The 23,631-nt window shown below is 64.2% G+C and carries 22 protein-coding genes; 13 read left to right on the top strand and 9 right to left on the bottom strand.

The genetic code is table 11. The annotated features are described in order from the left end of the window. Positions 1 to 2: 2 nt before the first annotated feature. On the top strand, positions 3 to 809 hold the full coding sequence (locus DXH78_RS02705; RefSeq protein ID WP_115515615.1) for a DUF1295 domain-containing protein: 807 nt from the start codon (positions 3 to 5) through the stop codon (positions 807 to 809). Here the strand turns inward: DXH78_RS02705 and DXH78_RS02700 are convergent. Continuing rightward, positions 806 to 1,222: a DUF2177 family protein gene (locus DXH78_RS02700; protein WP_115515614.1), complete on the bottom strand. Its 417-nt coding sequence runs from the start codon at positions 1,220 to 1,222 to the stop codon at positions 806 to 808. The two genes, DXH78_RS02705 and DXH78_RS02700, sit on opposite strands and share 4 nt — an antisense overlap. Positions 1,223 to 1,501: 279 nt before the next feature. On the opposite strand from DXH78_RS02700, the gene DXH78_RS02695 reads away from it, so the two are divergent. The 10 genes from DXH78_RS02695 (at position 1,502) to DXH78_RS02650 (ending at position 12,248) form a co-directional block, all read left to right on the top strand. Then, positions 1,502 to 1,591, top strand: coding sequence for a K(+)-transporting ATPase subunit F (locus DXH78_RS02695; RefSeq protein ID WP_115515613.1), 90 nt, complete (start codon positions 1,502 to 1,504; stop codon positions 1,589 to 1,591). A 9-nt stretch (positions 1,592 to 1,600) separates the two neighbouring features. Beyond that, positions 1,601 to 3,304, top strand: a complete 1,704-nt coding sequence (gene kdpA / locus DXH78_RS02690; protein ID WP_115515612.1) for a potassium-transporting ATPase subunit KdpA — start codon at positions 1,601 to 1,603, stop codon at positions 3,302 to 3,304. A 17-nt stretch (positions 3,305 to 3,321) separates the two neighbouring features. Then, positions 3,322 to 5,394 carry a potassium-transporting ATPase subunit KdpB gene (kdpB, locus tag DXH78_RS02685; RefSeq protein WP_115515611.1) on the top strand — a complete coding sequence of 691 codons (2,073 nt, stop codon included), beginning with the start codon at positions 3,322 to 3,324 and terminating at the stop codon, positions 5,392 to 5,394. Between the two features lie 71 nt (positions 5,395 to 5,465). Further along, positions 5,466 to 6,068, top strand: a complete 603-nt coding sequence (locus DXH78_RS02680) for a K(+)-transporting ATPase subunit C (protein WP_115515610.1) — start codon at positions 5,466 to 5,468, stop codon at positions 6,066 to 6,068. 22 nt (positions 6,069 to 6,090) lie between these two features. Next, positions 6,091 to 8,757: a sensor histidine kinase gene (locus DXH78_RS02675; RefSeq protein ID WP_115515609.1), complete on the top strand. Its 2,667-nt coding sequence runs from the start codon at positions 6,091 to 6,093 to the stop codon at positions 8,755 to 8,757. Continuing rightward, positions 8,754 to 9,455: a response regulator gene (locus tag DXH78_RS02670; RefSeq protein WP_115515608.1), complete on the top strand. Its 702-nt coding sequence runs from the start codon at positions 8,754 to 8,756 to the stop codon at positions 9,453 to 9,455. Before DXH78_RS02675 ends, DXH78_RS02670 begins: the two co-directional genes overlap by 4 nt. Positions 9,456 to 9,491: 36 nt before the next feature. Then, positions 9,492 to 9,914 (top strand): GlcG/HbpS family heme-binding protein, encoded by a 423-nt coding sequence (locus tag DXH78_RS02665; protein ID WP_115515607.1) that lies wholly within the window; start codon positions 9,492 to 9,494, stop codon positions 9,912 to 9,914. 75 nt (positions 9,915 to 9,989) lie between these two features. Beyond that, the gene (locus DXH78_RS02660; protein ID WP_115515606.1) at positions 9,990 to 10,661 is read left to right on the top strand and encodes a GntR family transcriptional regulator; all 672 of its coding nucleotides are present in this window, start codon (positions 9,990 to 9,992) and stop codon (positions 10,659 to 10,661) included. Positions 10,662 to 10,688: 27 nt separating this feature from the next. Further along, the gene (locus DXH78_RS02655) at positions 10,689 to 11,411 is read left to right on the top strand and encodes a PIG-L deacetylase family protein (RefSeq protein WP_115515605.1); all 723 of its coding nucleotides are present in this window, start codon (positions 10,689 to 10,691) and stop codon (positions 11,409 to 11,411) included. Between the two features lie 144 nt (positions 11,412 to 11,555). Beyond that, positions 11,556 to 12,248: a 4-carboxy-4-hydroxy-2-oxoadipate aldolase/oxaloacetate decarboxylase gene (locus tag DXH78_RS02650; protein WP_115515604.1), complete on the top strand. Its 693-nt coding sequence runs from the start codon at positions 11,556 to 11,558 to the stop codon at positions 12,246 to 12,248. Between the two features lie 116 nt (positions 12,249 to 12,364). Here DXH78_RS02650 and DXH78_RS02645 read toward each other — a convergent pair whose 3' ends face one another. Genes DXH78_RS02645 through DXH78_RS02630 form a run of 4 tightly spaced genes read right to left on the bottom strand, consistent with a single transcriptional unit; the run spans position 12,365 to position 16,865 of the window. Beyond that, positions 12,365 to 13,672 (bottom strand): TRAP transporter large permease, encoded by a 1,308-nt coding sequence (locus tag DXH78_RS02645; RefSeq protein WP_115515603.1) that lies wholly within the window; start codon positions 13,670 to 13,672, stop codon positions 12,365 to 12,367. Further along, a complete protein-coding gene (locus DXH78_RS02640; RefSeq protein WP_115515602.1) occupies positions 13,669 to 14,160 on the bottom strand; it encodes a TRAP transporter small permease in 492 nt (163 codons plus the stop codon). The genes DXH78_RS02645 and DXH78_RS02640 overlap by 4 nt, the downstream gene beginning before the upstream one ends. After that, on the bottom strand, positions 14,157 to 15,188 hold the full coding sequence (locus DXH78_RS02635; RefSeq protein ID WP_115515601.1) for a TRAP transporter substrate-binding protein: 1,032 nt from the start codon (positions 15,186 to 15,188) through the stop codon (positions 14,157 to 14,159). Before DXH78_RS02635 ends, DXH78_RS02640 begins: the two co-directional genes overlap by 4 nt. A gap of 12 nt (positions 15,189 to 15,200) precedes the next feature. Next, positions 15,201 to 16,865, bottom strand: a complete 1,665-nt coding sequence (locus DXH78_RS02630) for an FAD-dependent monooxygenase (protein WP_115515600.1) — start codon at positions 16,863 to 16,865, stop codon at positions 15,201 to 15,203. 215 nt (positions 16,866 to 17,080) lie between these two features. On the opposite strand from DXH78_RS02630, the gene DXH78_RS02625 reads away from it, so the two are divergent. After that, positions 17,081 to 18,013, top strand: coding sequence for a LysR substrate-binding domain-containing protein (locus tag DXH78_RS02625; RefSeq protein WP_115515599.1), 933 nt, complete (start codon positions 17,081 to 17,083; stop codon positions 18,011 to 18,013). A gap of 17 nt (positions 18,014 to 18,030) precedes the next feature. Here DXH78_RS02625 and DXH78_RS02620 read toward each other — a convergent pair whose 3' ends face one another. The 4 genes from DXH78_RS02620 to DXH78_RS02605 are packed head-to-tail and all read right to left on the bottom strand — an operon-like array spanning position 18,031 to position 21,089. After that, positions 18,031 to 18,828: a heme ABC transporter ATP-binding protein gene (locus DXH78_RS02620; RefSeq protein ID WP_115515598.1), complete on the bottom strand. Its 798-nt coding sequence runs from the start codon at positions 18,826 to 18,828 to the stop codon at positions 18,031 to 18,033. After that, positions 18,825 to 19,913: a FecCD family ABC transporter permease gene (locus DXH78_RS02615; protein WP_115515597.1), complete on the bottom strand. Its 1,089-nt coding sequence runs from the start codon at positions 19,911 to 19,913 to the stop codon at positions 18,825 to 18,827. The genes DXH78_RS02620 and DXH78_RS02615 overlap by 4 nt, the downstream gene beginning before the upstream one ends. Next, positions 19,910 to 20,866 carry a heme/hemin ABC transporter substrate-binding protein gene (locus tag DXH78_RS02610; RefSeq protein WP_115515596.1) on the bottom strand — a complete coding sequence of 319 codons (957 nt, stop codon included), beginning with the start codon at positions 20,864 to 20,866 and terminating at the stop codon, positions 19,910 to 19,912. The genes DXH78_RS02615 and DXH78_RS02610 overlap by 4 nt, the downstream gene beginning before the upstream one ends. Positions 20,867 to 20,882: 16 nt before the next feature. After that, positions 20,883 to 21,089 (bottom strand): hemin uptake protein HemP, encoded by a 207-nt coding sequence (locus DXH78_RS02605; RefSeq protein ID WP_115515595.1) that lies wholly within the window; start codon positions 21,087 to 21,089, stop codon positions 20,883 to 20,885. Positions 21,090 to 21,366: 277 nt separating this feature from the next. Between DXH78_RS02605 and DXH78_RS02600 the strand changes: the two genes are divergently transcribed. Next, complete coding sequence (locus DXH78_RS02600) at positions 21,367 to 23,589, top strand: TonB-dependent hemoglobin/transferrin/lactoferrin family receptor (protein WP_115515594.1); 2,223 nt, start codon at positions 21,367 to 21,369, stop codon at positions 23,587 to 23,589. The last annotated feature ends 42 nt before the right edge of the window (positions 23,590 to 23,631 follow it).

Raw genomic sequence — 23,631 nt, 5'->3', positions numbered from 1 at the left:
CCATGACTGTTTTTGAGTTTCTTGTCGCTCTCATGGCGATGTCGATCGCTTTGTCGGCGATCATGACGGTGGCGTGGCTTGTTCAGCAGCGCAGCGGCAATTCCGGCTGGGTCGATACGATCTGGACGTTCGGTGTCGGTTTGACCGGCATGGCCGGTGCGCTCGTTCCGATGGGCAGTGGGTGGCCGACGCGGCAAATTCTGGTCGCTTCCTTCGCCGCGATCTGGGCCTTGCGGCTCGGTGTTCATATCGCCAGCCGCTCCGCAGGAATCTCGAACGATCCACGTTATGCCGAGAAAATCGAGGCCTGGGGCAGTGATGCGCCGCGCCAGATGTTCTGGTTCTTGCAGGTTCAGGCGATGGCTGGCCTGCCGCTGGTGATGTCGATATTTGTTGCGGCGCATCGGCCGGACGCCCGGCTCAGCGTCTGGGATGCCGTGGCGATCCTGGTCATGATTATCGCGGTTTGCGGCGAGGGTATTGCCGATTGGCAACTTAATCGCTTCAAGTCGAACCCGGCCAACAACGGCGGTGTAAACGAGGCCGGTTTGTGGAAATTATCGCGTCACCCAAATTACTTCTTCGAGGCTCTCGGCTGGTTGGCCTATCCCTTGATCGCCATCGATCTCACCGGAGGGTATCCGTGGGGATTTATAGCGTTGTCCGGAGCGGCCTGTATGTACTGGTTGCTGGTTTACGTCTCGGGCATCCCGCTTCTTGAAAAACATATGCTGCGTTCGCGTGGCGAAGCTTTCCGCGCTTATCAGCGCCGCACCAATGCCTTCTTCCCTGGCCCGCCCCGAGATTAGGCGATACCGAGCCAATCGCTGATCGTGCGTGTCAGATAGTACGAGGCGGCGCCGGCCAGGCCGGATGCGATCGTGCCCCAGGCCATGTCGGCAAGCGTCAATTGCAGCGTCCAATTGCGCAAGGTGGCCTGGTTGGTCAGGTCGTAGGTGCCATAGGCCAGAGCACCGAACAGCGCGGCATAGATCAGGGCGGGTGCCACCGAACCGGCCTTCAGAGCGGGCAGGGTAGCGAATATCAGAATGCCGATCGGATAAATCAGATAGAAGGCAATCGCGGCAGGGACATTGACGTTCGCCAGCAGAATGTCGCCGAGCGTTGGCTTATAGAGCCGAGGTCCCATGAGGCTGAGCCAGACGGCGTCGAGCAGACCGAACGGCAGAAGAATGGCGAGATAGGCGACGGCGTAGGTCATGGTCGCGCTCCAGATACGAAAATCCCCACAGGTGATACGGATGGAGGGGATTGCTGGATCATCGGGCCGAACATCCGGCTGACATTTATGGCTTCTTGATGCGCGGCAGCGGCATTCCGCATCGCTTCCTTACACGCCCCCGCCTAAATCCGTTCTGGCACACGAAGCACAAACGGGTCTTCCAATGTTCGATCTCATCATGCTGGCCGGGGCCCTCTGCTTGTTTGGGGGGACGGTGGGGTACGCCGTCGCCTGCGACCGGTTATAGGACCTTCGGTCATGAATCTGGATTACACGCTCGCCGCTGCGGTTACCGCCGGCATCCTCATCTATCTCACCTACGCGCTCATGCGCCCGGAACGGTTCTGAGGCCGTATCATGACAATTATCGGCTGGATTCAGATCGCGCTGTACTGCGCCATCATCTTGGCGCTCACCCCCATAATCGGCGGCTATATGACTCGCGTCTTCAACGGCGAGCGCACGCTGTTGTCGCCCGTCCTCCGCCCGGTCGAGCGCCTGCTCTACCGGGTCGGCGGTGTCGACGAGACCCGCGAACAGCATTGGCTGACCTACACCGTCGCCATGCTGCTGTTCCACGTCGCCGGCTTCCTCGTTCTGTACTCCCTGCTGCGCCTGCAGGGCGTGCTGCCGTTCAACCCGGCCGGCATGACGGCGGTACCGTCGGATCTCTCCTTCAATACCGCGATTTCCTTCATCACCAACACCAACTGGCAGAATTACGGCGGCGAAAGCACGCTGTCCTATCTGACCCAGATGCTCGGTCTGACGCACCAGAACTTCCTGTCGGCCGCAACCGGCATCGTCCTGGCGGTCGCGCTGATCCGCGGCTTTGCGCGCGCCTCGGCGAAAACCGTGGGCAATTTCTGGGTCGATATCACCCGCTGTACGCTCTACATCCTCCTCCCGATCTGCATCGTCTTCACGCTGTTCCTGGTCTGGCAGGGCATCCCGCAGACGCTGGGCGCCTATGTGGACGCCACCACGCTGGAAGGCGCGCAGCAGACCATCGCCGTCGGCCCGGTCGCCTCGCAGGTGGCCATCAAGATGCTCGGCACCAATGGCGGCGGCTTCTTCAACGCCAACGCATCGCATCCCTTCGAGAACCCGACGGCGCTGTCCAACTTCGTGCAGATGCTGTCGATCTTCGTGCTCGGCGCGGCGCTCACCAATGTGTTCGGCCGCATGGTCGGCAATCAGAAGCAAGGCTGGGCGATCCTTGCCGCCATGGGCGTGCTGTTCCTGGCCGGTGTCCTGTTCTGCTACTGGGCCGAAGCCTACGGCACGAACACGCTGAACGCGCTCGGTCTCACCGGCGGCAACATGGAGGGCAAGGAAGTCCGCTTTGGTATCGTCGGCTCGGCCTTGTTCGCCGTTATAACCACCGCGGCCTCGTGCGGCGCCGTCAACGCCATGCATGACAGCTTCACGGCCCTCGGCGGCATGATCCCGCTGATCAATATCCAGCTCGGCGAGATCGTCATCGGCGGCGTCGGCGCCGGCCTTTACGGCATGCTGCTGTTCGTCATCCTCACGGTGTTCGTCGCAGGCCTGATGGTCGGCCGCACACCCGAATATGTCGGCAAGAAGATCGAGGCGCGCGAAGTCAAGATGGCGATGCTCGCCATCCTGATCCTGCCGCTGATGATCCTCGGCTGGACCGCCATTGCCGTCGTCTATCCGCCCGCGGTCGCGTCGATGGCCAATGCCGGTCCGCATGGCTTCACCGAGGTGCTGTACGCCTATTCGTCGCAGACCGGCAATAACGGCTCGGCCTTCGCGGGGCTCACCGGCAATACGCCGTTCTACAATGTGACCGGCGCCATCGCGATGTTCATCGGCCGCTTCTGGATGATCGTGCCGGCCATGGCGATTGCCGGGTCGCTGGCGCAGAAAAAGATGGTCGCGGTTTCGGCCGGCACCTTCCCGACGACGGGTGGCTTGTTCGTCGGTCTTCTGGTCGGCGTCATCCTCATCGTCGGCGGTCTCACCTTCTTCCCGGCGCTCGCGCTTGGCCCCATCGTCGAGCATCTCGCGATGCAGGCCGGCCAGCTCTTCTAATTCCGGAGTTTACGTCCATGGAAACGTCCAAAGTCCGCAAGCGGATGTCGGCCTCGTCGCTGCTCGACCCGACGATTGTGCTGCCGGCGATCGGTCAGGCTTTCATCAAGCTCGATCCGCGCACGCTGGCGAAGAATCCGGTGATGTTTGTGCTCGAGATCGTGACGGCGCTGACCACCGTGCTGCTGGTCCGCGACATCGTCACCGGGGTGGCCGGCATTGCCTTCGAGTTGCAGATCGTCGTCTGGCTCTGGTTCACCGTGCTGTTCGCCAATTTCGCCGAAGCCGTGGCCGAAGGGCGCGGCAAGGCGCAGGCCGATACGCTGCGCCAGACGCGGGCACAGACCCGCGCCAAGCGTCTTCTTTCGGCCGACAATCACGAGCTCTACGAAGGCGTGGTGGCTGAGGAACTGGAAGCGGGCGATCTCGTGGTCTGCGAAGCCGGCGACATCATTCCCGGCGACGGCGATATCATCGAAGGCATCGCCTCGGTCAACGAGGCCGCCGTGACCGGCGAATCCGCGCCGGTGATCCGCGAGTCGGGCGGCGACCGGTCGGCCGTGACCGGCGGCACCACCGTTATCTCGGACCGTATTGTCATTCGCATCACCTCGTCGCCGGGTTCGTCCTTCCTCGATCGCATGATCAAGCTGGTCGAAGGTGCGGAACGGCAGAAGACGCCGAACGAGATCGCTCTCAACATTCTGCTCGTCGGCCTCACCATCATCTTCGTCTTCGCCACCGCGAGCATTCCGAGTTATGCGATGTATGCCGGCGGCGCGATTTCAGTGCTGGTCCTGGTTGCGCTGTTCGTGACCCTCATTCCGACCACCATTGGCGCGTTGCTCTCGGCCATCGGCATTGCCGGCATGGATCGCCTGGTGCGCTTCAACGTGCTGGCCATGTCCGGCCGCGCCGTCGAGGCGGCGGGCGACGTCGATACGCTGCTGCTGGACAAGACCGGCACCATCACTTTCGGCAACCGGCTGGCGACCGAGATCATCCCGGTGCCGGGCGTCACCGAGCGAGAAGCGGCGGAGGCGGCATTGCTCGCCAGCGATGCCGACGAGACGGCGGAAGGCCGTTCCATCATCACGCTGGTGCAGGACAAATATAATGTGAAGCGCCAGGGCGTGCCTGAGGGTGCCAAGTTCATCGAGTTCTCCGCCATGACGCGCCTGTCCGGCGTCGATGTCGGCGGCCGGAAGCTGCGCAAGGGCGCCATCGACTCGGTGCTCAAGTTCGCGCGTGAGCAGGCGGGGCGCGACGTCGCCGAACCGCCGGCGTTCCGCGCGGCCGTGGACAAGATCGCCCGCGCCGGCGGCACGCCGCTTGGTCTCGTCGAGGACGGCCGCATCCTCGGCGTCATTCATCTCAAGGATGTGGTGAAGCCGGATGTGAAAGATCGCTTCGCGGCGCTGCGCCGCATGGGTATCAAGACCGTGATGATTACCGGCGATAATCCGGTGACCGCGGCCTCAATCGCATCCGAAGCCGGCGTTGACGATTTCATCGCCGAGGCCACGCCCGAGGACAAGCTGCGCTACATCCGCAACGAGCAGGCTCAAGGACGCCTGATCGCAATGTGCGGCGACGGCACCAATGATGCGCCGGCGCTGGCCCAGGCCGATGTCGGCGTCGCCATGCAGTCGGGCACGCAGGCCGCCCGCGAGGCCGGCAACATGGTCGATCTCGACAGCGATCCGACCAAGCTCATCGAAGTCGTCGAAATTGGCAAGCAGTTGCTGATGACGCGCGGCGCGCTGACCACATTCTCGATCGCCAACGATGTCGCCAAATACTTCGCCATCATTCCGGCGATGTTCGCGGCCTTCTATCCGCAACTCGGCGTTCTGAACATCATGGGCCTGTCGACGCCGCAGAGCGCCATCCTGTCGGCGATCATCTTCAATGCGCTGATCATCATCGCGCTCATCCCGCTGGCGCTGAAGGGCGTGAAGTATCGCCCGGTCGGCGCCGCGGCGCTGCTGCGCCGCAATCTGCTGATCTACGCACTTGGCGGTATCGCCCTGCCATTCATCGGTATCAAGGCGATCGACATCATCGTCACCGCCTTGCATCTGGCCTAACGCGCGCGATCCCGAAAAGTACGCACCGGCTTTCGGAAAAGATCGCGCGCCAGAGAATATGGAGACAACTCATGTTGAAGGAAATTCGCCCCGCCATCGTGCTGCTGGTCGCACTGACCATCGTCACGGGTCTCATCTATCCGCTGGCCATGACCGGCATTGCCGGCGCCATCTTCCCGGTTCAGGCGCAGGGCAGCCTGATCGAGAAGGATGGCAAGGTGATCGGCTCGGCGCTGATCGGCCAGCCCTTCACCAGCGACAAGTATTTCCATGGCCGTCTGTCGGCGACGATGGGACCTGACCCGAAGGACGCGACCAAGAGCGTTTCGACGCCCTACAACGCGGCGAATTCGGGCGGCTCCAATCTCGGCCCCACCAGCAAGGCGCTGGCCGACCGGCTGAAGGACGACGTCGAGACGCTGAAGAAGGAAAACCCGGGCACGGCCGTGCCCGTCGATCTGGTGACGACGTCCGCCAGCGGCCTTGATCCCGACCTGTCGCCGGAGGCGGCGCTGTTTCAGGTGCCGCGGGTCGCCAAGGCGAGGGGTATCCCGGAGCAGACTTTGCGGACGTTGATCGGCTCCCATATCGAGGACCGGACCCTGGGCTTTCTGGGTGAGCCGCGTGTGAATGTGTTGAAGCTTAACCTCGCGCTCGATGCGATGAAGTCCTAGATTGGCTCCTGCGAGGAGCCGGATGGCTAAAGACGAAGCGCAAAGAGCATCGCCCGATGCATTGCTGGCCCTGGCCCGGAAAGAGGGCCGCGGCCGCCTGAAAATCTTTCTCGGCGCGGCGCCGGGTGTCGGCAAGACCTTCGCCATGCTCACAGGCGCCCGCAGCGAGCGCGACGGCGGCCGCGATGTCGTTGCCGGCCTGATCGAAACCCACGGCCGGCGCGAGACCGAGCGTTTGATCGGCGATCTGGAGGTTTTGCCGCGCAAGCCGATCGTCTATCGCAACCAGGTGATGCGCGAGTTCGATCTCGACGCCGCGCTGGCGCGGCGACCCGGGCTGCTGCTGGTCGATGAATATGCCCACACCAATGTGCCGGGCAGCCGCCATCCCAAGCGCTGGCAGGATATCGATGAAATTCTCGAAACCGGGATCGATGTCTGGACCACGCTCAATATCCAGCATCTCGAAAGCCTCAATGACGTCGTGCAGAAGATCAGCAAGGTCCGCGTGCGCGAAACCGTGCCGGACAGTGTCTTCGACAAGGCTGACGAGGTCGTGCTGGTCGATTTCCCGCCCGACGAACTGCTCAAACGGCTCGCCGAGGGCAAGGTCTATGTCGAGGAGACCGCGGCGCGCGCGGTCGAGAATTTCTTCAAGCCGCAAAATCTGACGGCACTGCGCGAACTGGCGCTACGCCGCGCTGCCGAGCGCGTCGATGCGTCACTCGTCGAAAGGATGCAGGCGCAAGCGATCGAAGGGCCGTGGGCGGCGGGCGAACGCATTCTGGCGTGCATCGGGCCCGATCCGGGTTCACCGATGGTGGTGCGGGCAGCCAAGCGCCTGGCCGATCTCATGGACGCGCCGTGGATTGCGGTAACCGTGGAACGCCCGGGGACGGTGCTCGACAACGCGGCGCGGGCCCGGCTCGACGGCGCCATTGCCCTGGCGCAGAGCCTGGGCGCCGAGACGCAGACCTTGACGGGCGCCGATCTGCCGGCCGAATTGCTGCGCTTTGCTCGCTTCGAAAACGTGACGCAGATCGTCATCGGCCGCTCGCGCAGCGGTTTCTTCAGCGAATTGTTGCGTCGCTCGCTGCCGCACGAGCTGGTGCGGCGAACGCAGGACATCGCCATCCACCTGATCACGCGCGAGGCGGAAGCGGCCGTGGTGAAGGCAAAGCCTGCGCGGCGATGGCTGCCGCCGCAGCCGCTGCATTTCGTCTATGCCGTGGCCGCCGTCGCGATGGCGCTGGGCGTCGGCAAGGCCATTACGCTGTTCACGCCGCTGCCCAACCTGTCGATGATCTTCATGCTGGCGGTGCTGTTCACCGCCATCAATTTCGGCATCTGGCCGGCGATCTTTGCGTCGCTGCTGTCCTTCGCTGTCTATAATTTCTTTTTCATTACGCCGCTCTACACCTTCACCATCGCCGAACCTTACGAGCTTCTGGCACTGGTGATCTTTCTCGTCGTCGCCATGGTGTCGTCGGCCATGGCCGGGCGCGTGCGCGAGCAGGCGCGCATTGCCGCCGACCGCATGCGTGCGATGCGGCGCCTGTACGAATTCACGCGCCGCATGTCGCGCCTGGCGACGCAGGATGCGCTGGCCGAAGGCGCCGCCAGCGAAATTCACACCGGGCTCGGCCGCGGTGTGGTGGTGCTGCTGGCGCAAGGCGACGACCTCGTGCTCGCCGCGGCCTGGCCGCCGGAGGACGAACTCGACGCCGCCGCGATGACCGCGGCGCGGTGGGCTTATCATCACGATGAGCCGGCCGGCGCCGATACCGGCACCTTGCCAATCCTGCCGTGGTACTTCGTGCCGCTGCGGATCGGCGACCGGACGCTCGGCGTCATCGGCGTGGCCAAGGAAGCGGGGTCGCCGCCGCTCGATTCGGAATCGAAGGCGCTGCTGACGACCTTGTCGGAGCAGACGGCGGCGGCGCTCGATCGCGCCTCGCTGGCGCGTGAAATGGTGAGCGCGAGGACCGCGACCGAAACCGAGCGGGTGCGCAACACCCTGCTGGCGTCGATTTCGCACGACTTCCGCACGCCGCTGTCGTCGATCCTCGGTTCGGCCACCAGCCTCATCGACTATGGCGACAGGCTCGACGCCGCCGCCCAGAAAGACCTGCTGGGCCAGATCAAGCAGGAGGCCGAAGGCCTCGACGACATGGTGCGCAACCTGCTCGCCATCACCCGCATTGACGCGGGTGCGCTGGAATTGCGGCGCGACTGGATCGACCTGCGCGAGATCGTGGAGCGCATCGTCGGTGCGGCGCGTCGGCGCGGCGCGGCGCAGACGATCGAGGTCGCGCTGCCGGACGATCTGCCGCTTGTGCGCGCCGACGCGACCTTGGCCGAGCAGGCAATCGGCAATGTCGTCGCTAATGCGCTGGTGCATACGCCGAAGGATGCACGCATCGTCATCGACGGCGTGGCCGGCGTGCCGATCTTGCGCGTGACCGATAACGGGCCGGGTATATCCGCCGAGGTTCTGCCGCATATATTCGACAAGTTCGTCATGGCGCCGAAGGGCGACCGCGCCGACGGCCGCCAGAGCACGGGTTTGGGGCTGGCGATTGCCAAGGGCATCATGGAGGCGCATGGCGGGTCGATCGCGGTGGACAGCCCGCCGGGCGGCGGCGTGCGTTTCGTTCTCACTTTCCCGCGCGAGGGTCGGCAACCATGAGCGGCAAGATTTCGGTTCTGGTGGTCGATGACGAGGCCGCGATCCTGCGCTTCCTCAAGCCGGCGCTGGAGGCCAATGATTACGTCATGGACAGCACCGGCACGGTGGCCGAGGCGATCAAGACAATTGCCGCGCACCCGCCGGACGTGGTGCTGCTCGACCTCGGCCTGCCGGACGGCGACGGCAAGGACGTGATCCGCCGCGTGCGCGAGTGGTCGGACGTGCCGATCATCGTGTTGTCGGCGCGCGAGCGCGAGGCCGAGAAGATCGAGTCGCTGGATCTCGGCGCCGACGACTACGTCAACAAGCCGTTCACCGTCGGCGAGCTGATGGCGCGCATGCGCACCGCGTTGCGCCACCGCCTGCAGCGCAAGGCCGAGGTGCCGGTGCTGCGCGTCGGCAATCTCGAAGTCGATGCAGTGCGCCACCGCGTCACCCGCGCCGGCGCCGAACTCAAGCTGACGCCCAAGGAGTTCGACCTGCTCTCGTTCCTGGCGCGGCATGCCGGCCGGGTGCTCACCCACAAGCAGATCCTCGCCGCGATCTGGGGCCCTGCCCACACCGAGGACACGCAGTATCTGCGCGTCTATATCGGACAGCTCCGGCAGAAGATCGAGGACAAGCCGGACGATCCACGGATCGTGTTGACCGAACCGGGAATCGGCTATCGCATTGCCGACGAGGCGGCGGCAAAATAGCCGTCCGGCCACCGGCAATCGCACAAGGACGCGACCATGACCACGACCCGCTCCGCCATCAAGCTCACCGACGAAGGCGCCCGCCTGCTGCTCGACGCGGCGGTCGCGCATGCCCGCAAGATGGGCGTGCCGCAATGCATCGCCATCGTCGACGAGGGCTGCAATCTGGTGGCGTTCCTGCGCATGGACGGCGGCCGGTTCATGAGCATCCGCTCGTCGCAGCGCAAGGCCATGACCGCGGCCAATAGCGGCCGGCCGACCGGTGGGCTCGGTGCCGACATCGAGACGAAGCTGGCACTCGCCACCGACGGCGACATGGTCAACCTCAAGGGTGGCCTGCCCATCATCGTCGGGGGGCAGGTGATCGGCGGCATCGGCGTCGGCTCCGGCACCGGCGAGCAGGATCTTGAGGTTGCCAATGCGGCGCTGAAGGCGCTGCCCGGCGCGGCGATTTTCTAGAAGAATGCGGCTGCGAGCCGATTGACGAGCGCCTCGCTGAATTGTTAACAATCCTGTCAACTGGATTGCTCGCCGATGTCCGCCGCCCGCGCTGCCAAAGTCGCCGAAATCGACGTCACCGCGCGCCTGCGCGATGCGATCACGCGCGGCCGGCTGACGCCGAACGAGCGGCTGATCGAGGTCGATCTGGCCGAACAGTTCGGCGTCAATCGCGCCAATATCCGCATGGCGCTGGCCATGCTCGATCAGGAAGGGCTCGTCGTCCGCGAGCCGAACCGCGGCGCCCGCGTGCGTGCCGTGTCCGACGACGAAGCCATCGAGATTGCCGAGACGCGGCTCGCCATCGAAGTCATGGTGGCGGGGCGGGCGGCGCTGCGCGGCGATGCGCAAGGCCGCGCCCGCCTCAAGGCCATCGAAAAGGACATGAAGCAGGCGATCGCGCAGGGCGACACGATGCGTTATTCGCAGTTCAACGCCGCCTTGCACCGGCAGCTTCAGTCGATGGCCGGCAATGCTACCGCCGACCGCATTCTCGATACGCTGAAATCGCATCTCGTCCGGCTGCAATATCGCGTTATCCTGCTGCCCGGGCGGCCGCAGGCGTCGCTGGCCGAACATCGTGCCATTGTCGCCGCCGTCTGCGCCGGCGACGGCGATGCCGCCGAGCGCGCGATGCGCCAGCATCTAACGAGTTTCATCGGCCTGCTGCGGCAGGCCATCGACGCCGCCAGACACGGCGGTTTCTGAGCCATTTCGCAACGGAGTACAGCGTCCATGCCGGATCAGAAGACAGGTCTTATCGTTACCGCCCATCCGGGTGATTTCGTCTGGCGCGCCGGTGGCGCCATCGCGCTGCACGCCAAAAAAGGCTACAAGGTCAAGATCGTCTGCCTGTCCTTCGGTGAGCGAGGCGAAAGCCAGTTCGCCTGGAAGGAAAAGGGCGCGACGCTGGAAAGCGTGAAGGCCGGCCGCAAAGACGAGGCGCAGCGCGCCGCCGAGCTGCTGGGCGCCGAGATCGAATTCTTCGACTGCGGCGATTATCCCCTCAAGCTCAACGAGGCACATTTCGACCGCATGGTCGATATCTACCGCGAGCTCAATCCGAGCTTCGTGCTCAGCCACGCGCTCGAAGACCCGTACAATTTCGATCATCCGAACGCCTGCCATTTCGCGCAGGAAACCCGCGTCGTGGCGCAGGCCATGGGGCACAAGCCGGGCGCGCAGTACAAGTATTCGGCGCCGCCGTTCTACATGTTCGAGCCGCATCAGCCCGAGCAGTGCAATTACAAGCCGGATCTCATTCTCAAGATCGACGACGTCTGGGAACAGAAATACAAGGCGTTCCAGATCCTCGCGGCGCAGAAGCATCTCTGGGGCTACTATGAGCGCGTCGCGCTCAACCGCGGCATTCAGGGCTCGCGCAACACCGGCATCCCGATGACCTATGGCGAGGCGTATCAGACCCTGTTCCCGCGCGTGACGTTCGAGCTGGGTTAGTTCTTGTCCCGGGCGCGGCGCGGCATGAAATGCCGCTCCGCAGAACCGGGACCGTTACGCATTCAGAATTTGTGAAGGTCCCGGTTCTGCGCCGCATCACTCCGTGCTGCGTCGCGCCCGGGACAGGCAAGCGGAGCTATCGAAATGAGAAACGTCGTCGTCCGCAACATCAAGCGCGCCGATCCCAAAGCCATCGCGACCTTCGAGAAGCTCGGCGCCACGACCGTGCACGAAGCCTTTGGCCGCTACGGCCTGATGAAGCCCTATATGCGGCCGATCTATCCCGGCGCCTGCATTGCCGGTCCGGCGGTGACGATCCTGGCGCAGCCCGGCGACAACTGGATGATCCATGTCGCCGTCGAGCAGTGCCAGCCGGGCGACGTCGTCGTGCTTGCCGTGACCGCTGATAATACCGACGGCATGTTCGGCGATCTCCTGGCGACATCGATGAAGGCCCGCGGCGTCAAGGGCCTCGTCATCGACGCCGGCTGCCGCGACGTGGCGACGCTCAAGGAGATGGGTTTTCCGGTGTGGTCGCGCGCGATTTCATCGAAGGGCACCGTCAAGGCGACGCTCGGCTCGGTCAACATTCCGGTGGTGTGCGCCGGCGTCAATGTCGAGCCCGGCGATGCCGTGGTTGCCGATGACGACGGCGTTGTCGTTATTCCGAAGAAATATTGCGCCGACGTTGCGGCCAAGGCGCAGAAGCGCTTCGACGACGAAGATGCCAAGCGCCAGAAGTTGGCCTCCGGCGTGCTCGGCCTCGACATGTACAACATGCGCGAGCCACTGGCGAAAGCAGGCCTCGTCTACGTCGATAACCCGGAAGACGTGTGAGCTTTCCGTCATTCCGGGGCGCGGGCCTCGCCCGCGAACCCGAAATCCAGAGTCGGCCTCGGAATGCTCGGCTGGATTCCGGGCCCGCGCGTTTCACGCGCGTCCCGGAATGATAGTCAGTGCAACTGCGCCGGCAGCCAGAGCACGATCTGCGGGAACATGATCATCAGTACGATCAGCAAGAGTGGCGCGATCAGAAACGGCACAGAGCCCTTGTAGATGTCGAGGATGCCGATGTCCTTGGTGACCGCATTGATGGCGAAAAGGTTCATGCCCATCGGCGGATGAATGAGCCCGAGCTCGATCAGAATCACCAGCAGGACGCCGAACCAGACCGGGTCGTAGCCATAGGACAGAACCAGCGGCAGCGTGATTGGCACCGTAATCAGCAGCATGCCGATGCCTTCAAGGAAGGCGCCAAGCACGATGTACAAGACGCAGACTGCGGTGATGATGCCGATGGCTCCCAGCCCGATGCCCTTGACCACGCCGATGAGCTGGTTCGACACGCCGGTCTGCACCACGAAATAGGAAAACACCGCCGAGGCGATGACGATGAACACCAGGCTCGACACCAGGCTGATGGTCTCGAAGAAGCAGGCGACGGTGTCGGACATCTTGTGGCGGCCCAGCACAAGGCCAAGCAGGATGGCGCCGAGCGCGCCGATGGCGGCCGCTTCGGTGGGCGTGAACCAGCCGGCATAGATGCCGCCGAGCGTTATCCCGAACAGCAGAATGACGTGCCAGATGCGGGCGAAAGAGCGCACCAGCGTGTCGCTCTGGCGCTGGGCATATTCCGGTTCCGGCGCATTGCCGGTGAGCCAGCGGTAGTAGATCAGCGCCGTGATGCTGTAGAGCACGGTCAGGATGATGCCGGGGATCAGCGCCGCCATGAAAAGTTTGGCGACCGACTGCTGGGCGATGATGGCGTAGATCATCAGGATCAGAGACGGTGGAATGAGAATGCCGAGCGTGCCGCCTGCGGCGACCGCACCGGCCGCCAGCGCCGGAGGATACTTGGCGCGCAGCATTTCCGGAATCGACACCTTGCTCATGGTCAGCGCGGTCGCGACCGAGGAGCCGCACACCGCGCCGAACATCGCCGAAGCGAAGATCGAGGCAATGGCCAGAGAACCGCGCGCGCCGCGAAACAATACCCGGCCCGCCTGGAACAGGTCGGATGACAGGCCGGCGCTCGCCGCCACGGCGCCCATCAGTGTGAACAGCGGCACCACCGACAACGTATAGGTCGAGGCGAACTCGACCGGCACGCCGCTGATCATCAAATTGGCCCGGCCGAAGCCGTCGAGCGCCGCATAGCCGAAGAAGCCGACGAGACCGAGCGCGACCGCGACCGGAATACGCAAAAGGATAAGGACGACGAGGCTGGCGAGCCCAATGACGCCGATGGTCGTTGCCGTCATGGCTGGGCCGCCGGCTTGGCGCGGAAGGTGCGGATGAGGACGACCGCCGTCGCCGCCAACGCGGCAACGAGGGTGAACAGCGTCAATGCGTAGAGCGGATAGGTCGGGAAACCGGTGTCGGCCTTGATGTCACCGAAGCGCCAGGAGTCCATCATCGGATGTGTGACATTCGCAGCGAGAATTCCCAGGAACACGATCGTCGCCAGCAGCGCGAGCACCTTGAGCGCCGCCAGGACCGAAGGCGGCACGAAGCTGTCGACGATATCGACACGGATCTGCTCGTCGCGCAGGCAGATTTCGGGCAGGCCGAGGAAGGCGCTGCACAAAACCATCATTTCGACGATGTCGACGGCGCCATGCAGCGGGGCGCGGAACAGCGTCCGCGCCACCACGTCATAGCTGGTCGAAAGCATCATCACCGCGAGCGCCAGCGCCCCGAGCGCGGTGCAGGCTCTTGCGGTGTGCGCGAGCGCGCGCTCGAGGCTCATGCCTGCGCGACCATGCCGCGGACCTTGGACAGCAAGGCGCGTGCTTTCAGGCCTTTGGCTTCGAGCGCCGCGATCTGCTCCTCGGTCGGCACGTCGGCCAGCTTCTTGAACGGCTCGATGGCCGCGCCCTGGATGTCGATGATCTCGACGCCGGCCTGCTCGAACACCTTGCGGCCGGCAGCCTCGGCGTCGTCATAGAGTTGACCGACGCGGCGGCCGCCTTCGGGACCCGTGGTGTCGGCGATCAGTTTCTGCATGTCCTTCGGCAGGCCCTTATGCACGCCGGAGTTCATCACCAGCGCAAAGGGCGCCGCCGAGTCGCCGAACATCGATACCTTGCGCGCGGACTGCTGGAGCTGGAATGCGGCGCCGCCTTCGCAGTTGAAAATGGCGCCGTCGATCACGCCTTTGGCGATGGCGTCGGAGACTTCGGCGGGCGCGATGGTGGTCGGCGCGGCACCCCAGGCCTTCAGATGCGAGCCCATGGTTACCGAGGTCGGGCGGATCTTCAGGCCCTTCACGTCGTCGGGCGTCTTCACCAGTTTGTCGCGCATGAAGAAGCCGACCGTGGGCGAGAGCACGGAGTAGAGCAATTCGGTGCCGGCAAATTCGGCGGCGAGATCCTCGCGCAGATTAGTACCGATGAAGGATGCCTGTGCGGCGCTGAGCGGCTTGCCGGCGGCATTGGTGAACAGGAACGGCGCACCGAGAACTTCGGACAGCGGGAAGCGTCCCGGCACCAGCGCGGTGAAGAAGAAGGACAAATCCGACACGCCTGTGCGCGCCAGATCGAACTGCCGCGGCGGCGGACCCATTTGCGCGGCGGGGAACACCTCGATGTCCAGCTCGCCATTGCTGGTCTTGCGCAATTCATCGGCCCAGCGGTTGAGCTCGGTGTTGATCTGATGCTTCGGCGGCAGATAGTGCGACAGCTTCAGCTTGACCGGCGCAGCGCGCAGCACGCCCGGCATGGCGACAACAGCAGCACCGGCCGCAGCCGTGCCGAGAAGTGTACGGCGTGAAATCATAGTGTCCTCCCTTTATCCGTTTTGCCGGCGTCCCGTCTGTGGAGACGCCTGTTCTTTGTCGTCCTTGTAGCTGCCGCGCGCCATGTTGAGAACCGCGGCAAAATCGTCAAACCTGTCGCCCCGCCAGGCGATGTGCTGGTCGGGCCGTATCAAAACAAAACGTGCGCCGTAGAGCGCATTGAGGCGTGGCTCGTCGGGCGTCGTGACGTCAAGCGGCACGTTCTGGCGCGCGGCTTCGGCTTTTGCTGCGGCGATATCGCTCGCTGCGGCGTCGCCCGTCACCAGCAGCGTGAAGCCAAGACCGAACGTGTCATAGACCGAACGGCCGTCATTGAGCCAGGCATGCGGCGCGCGCTCGCCGGGATAGCCGCTAGGCCGCAGTTCGACGACATTGGGTTGCGGCGGCGCCTTGTCTTCGCGCGCCACGATCGGCGAGCCGGCGTAGCTGTAGCCGAGCACGAGGCCGAGCGAGCGGAATTCCGGCGTCTTGGCTTTCTCGACCGCATTGCCGGCTATGCGCCGGGCCTCTTCGCCGCGTTCGGAGTCCTCGAGCAGTTCGGGCGCCGAGAAATTTCCACTGAGCGTCGCCAGATTTTCGGTGGCGGAATCGAGCACGCGCTGATGCACCGGGCGGCGTTCGGTCTCATAGGAATCGAGCAGCCCCGGTCCACCCCAGCCTTGCAGCGTGGCGGCGAGCTTCCAGCCGAGATCGACGCTGTCGCCGATACCGAAATTCATGCCATGGCCGCCGAATGGGGAATGCAAATGGCAGGCATCGCCGGCGAGGAAGACGCGGCCGTCGCTGTAGCGATCGGCGAGCAGCTTGTGCGCGGTCCACAGATCCTTGGCGAGCACGGTGTAGTCGTAACGGCCGCCCAAGACGTGGCGGATCTCGTCGTGAATCTGCGCGTCGTCGCCAGGGCCGCTCGGCTTGGGGCTGGGGTTGAAGAACCAGGTGTCGTCGCGGTCCATCGGTCCCATGATGCAGGGCGCGGCCGGATCGACCAGCCAGTGCATCAGGGCGGGTTGAAGTCGGGGGTCGGCGGCAAGGCCGGGCACCTTCAGGATGAGGGTCACGAAAGATGCGATGCCGGACTGGCCTTGCATGGCGATGCCGAGCTGCGCACGCACCGGCGAGCGTCCGCCGTCCGCGCCGACCAGATAGCGCGCCCGTATCGTACGCGTCTCGCCGCTGGCGAGGTCGGCAACGTGCGTGGTGACGCCGTCATCGTCCTGGGTAAAGTCGATGAAGCGGTGCCTGAGCTTCACCGTCGCGTTCGGCTGACTGATGACGTGATCGAGCAGCACCTTCTCGATCGTGTACTGCGGAATCCACTCGGCATTTTCGGAGAAGCGATCGTCGCGCTGCCGTGCGGCGCAGAACGAGTTCTCGAACAGCCAGAGGTCGCCGCCGAACAGTGAGGTGGCGAAGCGCACGCGGCGCGGCACTTCCGCCGGGATCGGCGACAGGCTGCGCACCTTGGCGGACAGGCCCCAGCGCCGCATGTGCTCCATGGTGCGGACATTGGTGGTCTTGGCTCGGGGCTGCACGCCGACGCGGTCGTTCTGCTCGACCACGATAGTGGTGACGCCGCGCATGGTGAGTTCGGTGGCGAGCGACAGGCCCGCGGGTCCGGCGCCGACGATCAGCACCTCGGTATCGTATGAGCCGCTCATGGCGTCCCGATTTCCCTCGCCCGTGGCGGGGCTGATCGGAAGAGTCCGGCTAAAGCACGCCAAACAGGCCGCTTTTCCGGTGCCCTCACGTTCCGTCCCGCTGTTTTCGTTGTTCTCTTGGTTCAAGCGATACCGCTGGACAGGGATCACGGATAGATGTGAGATACGTCCGCCCGATACCAAAACGGTATCGTTGGCCGAAGGCGAGAGGGCGCGTGAAGCTCAATCAGTTGCGCGACATCGTGGCGGTGGCCGAGCGCGGCAGCCTGCGCGCGGCGGCCCGTCATCTTGAACTTGCCCAGCCGGCGCTCACCCGCAGCGTCCGCGATCTCGAGCGCGAACTCGGCGCGCCTTTGTTCGAGCGCCGGGCTCGCGGCATGGTGCTGACGCCGATGGGCGCGGCCTTCGTGCGCCGTGCCAATGCCGTGCTGAGCGAGGTGCGCCGCGCCCGCGAGGAGTTCGAGCAGCTGCATGGCGGCACGCGGGGCGAGGTGGTCGCCGGTCTGTCGATGGTCGCGCTGATTGCGCTGTTGCCGAAGGCCCTGTCGTTGTTCCGCACGCGCTATCCCAATGTGCAGCTTCATCTCATCGAAGGCTGGTATCCGACGCTGGAGAATGCGCTGAAGGACGGCAGCATGGACTTCTACGTCGGTCCTGAGCCGGTACAGCCGCCGCCGTCCGATCTCGTGCAGGAACTGCTGTTCGAGAATGTCCGCATCGTGCTGGGGCGCAAGGGGCATCCGCTCGGCGACGCGCGTTCACTGTCGCAGCTCATCGAAGCCGAATGGGCGACCACGTCGGTCACCTTCAAGGCGGAGGAGGAATTCAGCGAGTTGTTCACCCGCTTCGATCTGCCGGCGCCCAAGCTGGCGCTGCGCAGCCAGTCGGCGCTGACCTTGATGGCGTCGCTCGCCGCTTCCGATCTGCTGGCGATGGTGCCAATCCAGTGGATCCAGTCTCCCTGGATCGGCGATCAACTCGCGCGTATCCCGGTGCGCGAAACCCTGCGCGCGCCATCGATTGTCACCATCCGCCGCGCCGGCCTGCCGCTGACGCCGGCCGCGGAATATCTGCTGGATCTGATGCGGCGGAACGTTCCGGGCGCGGTGAAGCAGGCCCGGAAGGAGCGCGCCACCAAGGTGCGTTGAGCGTGTCGCGCTGAGGATCAGGCGCGCAAGCGTTCAGCCTGGTGCGGCAGAACGAACGGGACTCCTGCCGCGGGGGCGCGGCCGACCACCGAGGACACGCCGAACACGCGGCTAAGCGTCTCGTCGTTGATGGTGTCTGAGGGCGTGCCGTCGGCGGCGAGGCGGCCTTGGCTGAGGACGATCACGCGCTCGGCCATCAGCGCGGCGAGGTTGAGATCGTGGACGATGGCAATGGTCGTGGTGCCGCGCGCGGCGCATTGCCGGGCCACCGCCACCAGATCGAGCTGATGCCGCAGATCCAGGCTCGCAGTCGGCTCGTCGAGCAGCAGGAGGCCGGGGCCGTGCGCTTCCTCTCCGCAGGCAAGCTGCACCATGACGCGGGCGAAATGCACACGCTGCTGTTCGCCGCCCGACAAGGTGCCGATGATGCGGTCGTGAAAGCCGGCGAGATCGACAGCGGCTAGCGCTGCTTCGGCCATGGCGTCGATGGCCTTGCCGCGGCGGTCGCCTGCCCCCATGCGCACAACTTCGATCACTGTGAATGGAAAGGTGACCGTGATGTTTTGCGACAGCACGGCACGCTGTAGCGCGAGGTCGCGCGGCTGCCAGGCTTGCGGAGCGCGGCCCTTGAGCAGGATGGTGCCCGTGCTCGGTGCGATCTCGCCCGAGACGGTACGCAGCAGCGTCGATTTGCCGGCGCCATTCGGTCCAATGACAGCGACGGTCTCGCCCTGACGAACCGAGAACGACACGTCATCGAGCAGGCGCTTGGCGCCGACGCGAACGGACAGCGCCTGCACGTCGACGACGTTCATAGACCCGCCAATCCGCGCTGGCGCAACAGGAGCGCGAGGAAGAACGGCGCGCCGACCAGAGCCGTCAGCACGCCGATCGGCACTTCGGCCGGGGCGGCGAGGGTGCGGGCCGCGGTGTCGGCGGCAAGTAACAGGATCGCACCGAGCACGGCAGAGGCCGGCAGCAGGTTGCGGTGCGCCGGCCCGATGACAAGGCGGAGCAGATGCGGCACGACGATGCCGACAAAGCCGACGACGCCGGCAAACGCCACCGCCGCGCCGGATGACGCCGCAACCAGCACGATCGCGATGCGCTTCAATCGTTCAACCGGAATGCCGACGTGAAAGGCTTCGGCCTCGCCGAGCACGAGCAGATCGAGGCCCCGGCTGATGAAGGGGATCGCGGCGAGCAGCGCCAGCAGGAACGGTGTCAGCAATCCGACCTTTTCCCAGGTGGCGCCGCCGAGCGAGCCGAGCATCCAGAAGGTGATGTCGCGCAATTGCCGGTCGTCGGCAACGAACACCAGAAGTCCGATCCCGGCGCCGGCCAGGGCGCCGATCGCGAGCCCGGCGAGAAGGAAAATGGCGATCGACGTGGTGCGTTCTCGAGTCGCGATCCGCTTGAGGATCAGCGCCGTCAGGAGCGAGCCGCAAAATGCGGCGAGCGGCAGCAGAGCGAAGGGCAGCTTGAAGTTTGCCGCCAGCCGATCGCTGGCCACGATGGCCGCCGCCGCGGCCAGCGCGCCGCCGCTCGAGACGCCGACCAGCGCCGGATCGGCCAATGGATTGCGAAACAGGCCCTGCATGATGGCGCCGCTCGAGGCGAGCAGTGCACCAATGACAATGGCAATGGCGATGCGGGGCAGCCGCACCGATAGCAGCACCAGCCGGTCGCGCTCGATCAGCGTCATGTCGCCATGCGACGTCAGCCCGAGCGCGGCGGGAATCCGGTCGAGAGGAATGCCGGCAGCGCCGACCGCCATTGCCGCAACTGCCACTGTCGCCAATAGCAGAAGCAACAGCGGGAACAGCAGCGGCCCCCGCAACAGCTGGCGCAGCAGCCGCGTCAACGACGCGGACGGTCCGGTGACGGCAAGCGCGGTCATTCGATGCACGGGCCGCTGGGCTGTTCCGACGGCAGCTGAGCGGATTTGAGTTCGGGATAAAGGGCATCGGCGACGTCGCGCGCCGCGCGTCCGACGCGCGGGCCAAAACCGAGCATGTAGGCTGCGTCGAAGGAGACGAACGCCTTCGTCGCAGCCGCGGGTGTTGTCTGAAAAGCGGGGCCGGCGAAAATCGTCTCGGCAGTCAGATCGTCGGCACCGCCGCGCTTCATGGTCAGGATTACGTCGGGCTTTGCTGCGATCACTGCCTCGTCATTGATGCTTTTATAGCCTTCGTAATCACTCATCACGTTGACGCCGCCGGCCAGGTCGATAATGCCGTCGGCCGCGGTGCCTTTGCCGGCGGCCATGGCGCGGCCGTTGATGAAAGACAGCACGAACAGCACGCGCTTGGGTGCGCGAATGCCGGCGCGGATCTTCGTCAGGGCATCCTTGTCGGCATTCAGGCGGCGGACGATGCATTGCGCGCGGGCTTCTTCGCCGACGACCTTGCCGATGACCGCCACTTTCTGCGCGACGCCTTCAATGGAAAAGGTCTCCGGCACGACTACCAGCGGCACCTTGGCCGCCTCCAGCACATTGATCGCCTCCTTCGGCCCCGCGCCGGCGATGGCGATCATCAAAGAGGGGCGCAGCCCAAGCACGCCTTCGGCCGACAGCTGGCGCATATAGCCAACGCTGGCTTTCTCCTTCATCGCCTGCGGCGGGAAGAGGCTCGTGGTGTCGATGCCGACGATCTTGTCGCTCTGACCGAGCGCGTAGAGAATCTCCGTCACGGCGCCGCCGATCGAAACGATGCGGCTGGTGTCGCGAATGGTCACGCTGCGGCCGGTGGCATCGGTCACCATGGTCTCGGCCACCGCGGGCGCGGCGAGCACGCCGAGCACGCCCAGCGCTATCAGCACGCGGCGTGTTGTTGGAAAGATACAGTTCATCGGTTTCTCACAGGCGTCACTTGGTCAGGATCAGTTTGTTCTGTGCCGTCAGACGTAGCCGGTAAGTTTCATCGCCGTGCGCGATGGTGATTTCGCGGGTGCCGTTAAACAGCTCGCGGCTATCGACGCGGTTATCGCGAAGTGAAACGCCGCGCGGACTGCCGGTTTGACTTGCACCAGGCGCTCCATTGCTTGCCCCTCCGAGGGGCTTTTCATCATTCATTGCCGGCACTCTTGTCGTATTCATTACGTTGTTCCATGTAATTACTTGTATATTTGAGGCATTTTAAACTACGAATACATGGATGTTCGCTAGTTTAGAGTAATTATAACTACGGTATTCATGCCTTGACCTCAGTAATACACGATGGTTACAAAGGCAAATACTTGCTGCCGATCAAGCGGCAGAAAGCCAGCCAGCCCCGCGGATCCGGCACACGGTCCGCTCGCCAGCCCGCCGAAAAATCCAAGAAACACCGGTAACGGGTTGGGGGTTGAGAATGACTGTGCTTCGTGGAAGCGCGCTTGCGCTTCTGGTTTCGGTTTCATCGCTGGCATTGACCATGGGCGAGCGGCCCGCTTCCGCTCAGCAAACGGCCCAGCAAACGCTGGTGCTCGATCCGATCACCGTTCTGGCAACGAAGACGCCGGAGAAGACGACTGACGCGCTCGCGCCGGTCAGCGTCATTGGGCAAGACAAGATCGAAACAACTCAGCCGAAGCGGATCTCCGATCTCTTTTATTATGTGCCCGGCTTGTGGACGCAGGATCGCGGCGATGATCCGGCCACCACCATCAACGTTCGCGGTCTGCAGGACTTCGGTCGCGTCGCCACCATCGTCGATGGCGCGCGGCAGAACTATCAGCGCTCAGGACATGGCGCACAGGGCTCATTCTTCCTCGATCCGAACCTGATCGGCAGCGTCGACGTGGTGCGCGGCCCGACCGCGAACATCTACGGCTCGGGCGCGATCGGCGGTGTCGTGTCGTTCAAAACCAAGGATATCGACGATGTCGTTCGTCCCGGCGAGAAGTGGGGCATGGATGTCGGCGGCAGCATCGGCTCCAATAAGTTGCGCGGCGACACTTCGGCCTTCGCCGGCGTGCGCGTCAATCCGAACTTCGATGTGTTCGGTGGCGCCGTCTATCGCTCGCAGCAGAACTACAAGGATGGCAGCGGTACCGAGATCGGCAATACGGGGTTGAACGCGTCGAGCGGCGTGCTGAAGCTGACGGCGCGCCCGGCCACTGGCCATGTCGTCAAGCTGAGCGGCTTGTTCCAGGAGGATCTCTACAAGAACGGCCAGCTCAACCGCGGTCCGGTCGCGACCGCTCAGCAACGCGCGCTCTATCAGGGCTCGTCAGCCTACGACAGCAACACCCAGAACTATCAGGGCACCTTGCGCTGGAAATACAGCCGGCCGGAAGATCGTCTGTTCGACTTCGATCTCGGTCTCTATGCCTCGCGGACCGAAACCGACCAGCACAAAATCTATCACTACAGCACATCGGGTGGCGCTTACTGCAACGGCGGCACCGGCAACAACATCTCTGGCTGCGTTGGCGATCCGCGCAGCTATGCCATCAACACCATCGGGTTCGATTTCAACAACACATCGCGGGTTGCGATCGGCAATTGGGAGAACGCCTTCACCTACGGCGTCGACGGTTTCCAGGACGATGTCTCGTCGTCGGATTCGCGTGGCAATTCCAACATCACCACGCCAGGCGGCAAGCGCACGGTGGCGGGCGGCTTCCTGCAGTGGAAGGCGAACTATGCGAGCTGGCTCGAAGTCGTCAGCGCCGCGCGCTACGATCATTACAAGCTGGAGTCGGCGAGCACGACGACCGACGGCAGTCGCCTGTCGCCGAAGGTCACTGTCGGCGTAACGCCGGTGCGCGGAATCCAGCCTTACGTTAGCTATGCCGAAGGCTATCGTGCGCCGTCGGTTACCGAAACACTAATCGCCGGCGCGCATGCGACCGGTGGCGGTCCTGCCTTCTTTACCTGTCCGGACGGAACCACCGGTCTGTTCTGCTTCCTGCCGAACCCAAATCTGCGTCCTGAGGTTGGTAAAAACAAGGAAGTCGGCATCAACTTCAAGTTCGACGGTCTGTTTGCCAAGGGCGATGCATTCCGCGCCAAGATCAACGCCTTCCAGAACGACGTTGACGATTATATCGATCTGGTGGCCTCGACCCCGGTCGCGGTGCCGCCGTTCGGTACGTTCTCGCAATTCTACCAGTACCAGAACATCCCGAGCGCACGCATTCGTGGCCTGGAGCTGGAAGCCAACTACGATGCTGGCGGCTGGTTCGTCGGGGTCAACGGCACCTTGCAGAAGGGCCAGAACACCCAAACCGGCGCCGGCCTCGCCAGCATCCAGCCGGCACGCGTCACAACGACGGCGGGTCTGCGTCTCATCGATCGTAAGCTGACATTGTCGGCGCAGTGGTCTGCGGTCGCCGCCAATAACGATCTGCCGGCAGGCTACATCCCTTCGACGTCCTACAATCTCGTCAATCTCTACGCGACCTATCAGGCAACGAAGGATGTCCTGATCAACCTCGGCATCGACAACGTCTTCAACGAATACTACCGGCCTTACGCCATTCCGGGCTCCTCGACCGACGGCACGTCACAGAACGACATGCTGTGGACCAGTCCGGGACCCGGCATCACTTACAAAGCCGCTATCAAAGTTCACTTCGGCGGGGTCTGATTTGATCACAAGCCGGATTGAAGATCCTTCCATTCCAACCCG

This window comes from Undibacter mobilis, from assembly GCF_003367195.1.
Taxonomy (GTDB): Bacteria; Pseudomonadota; Alphaproteobacteria; order Rhizobiales; family Xanthobacteraceae; genus Pseudolabrys; species Pseudolabrys mobilis.
The sequence above is the reverse complement of the archived record's forward strand: the minus strand, read 5'-3'. Positions and strand labels throughout refer to the sequence as shown.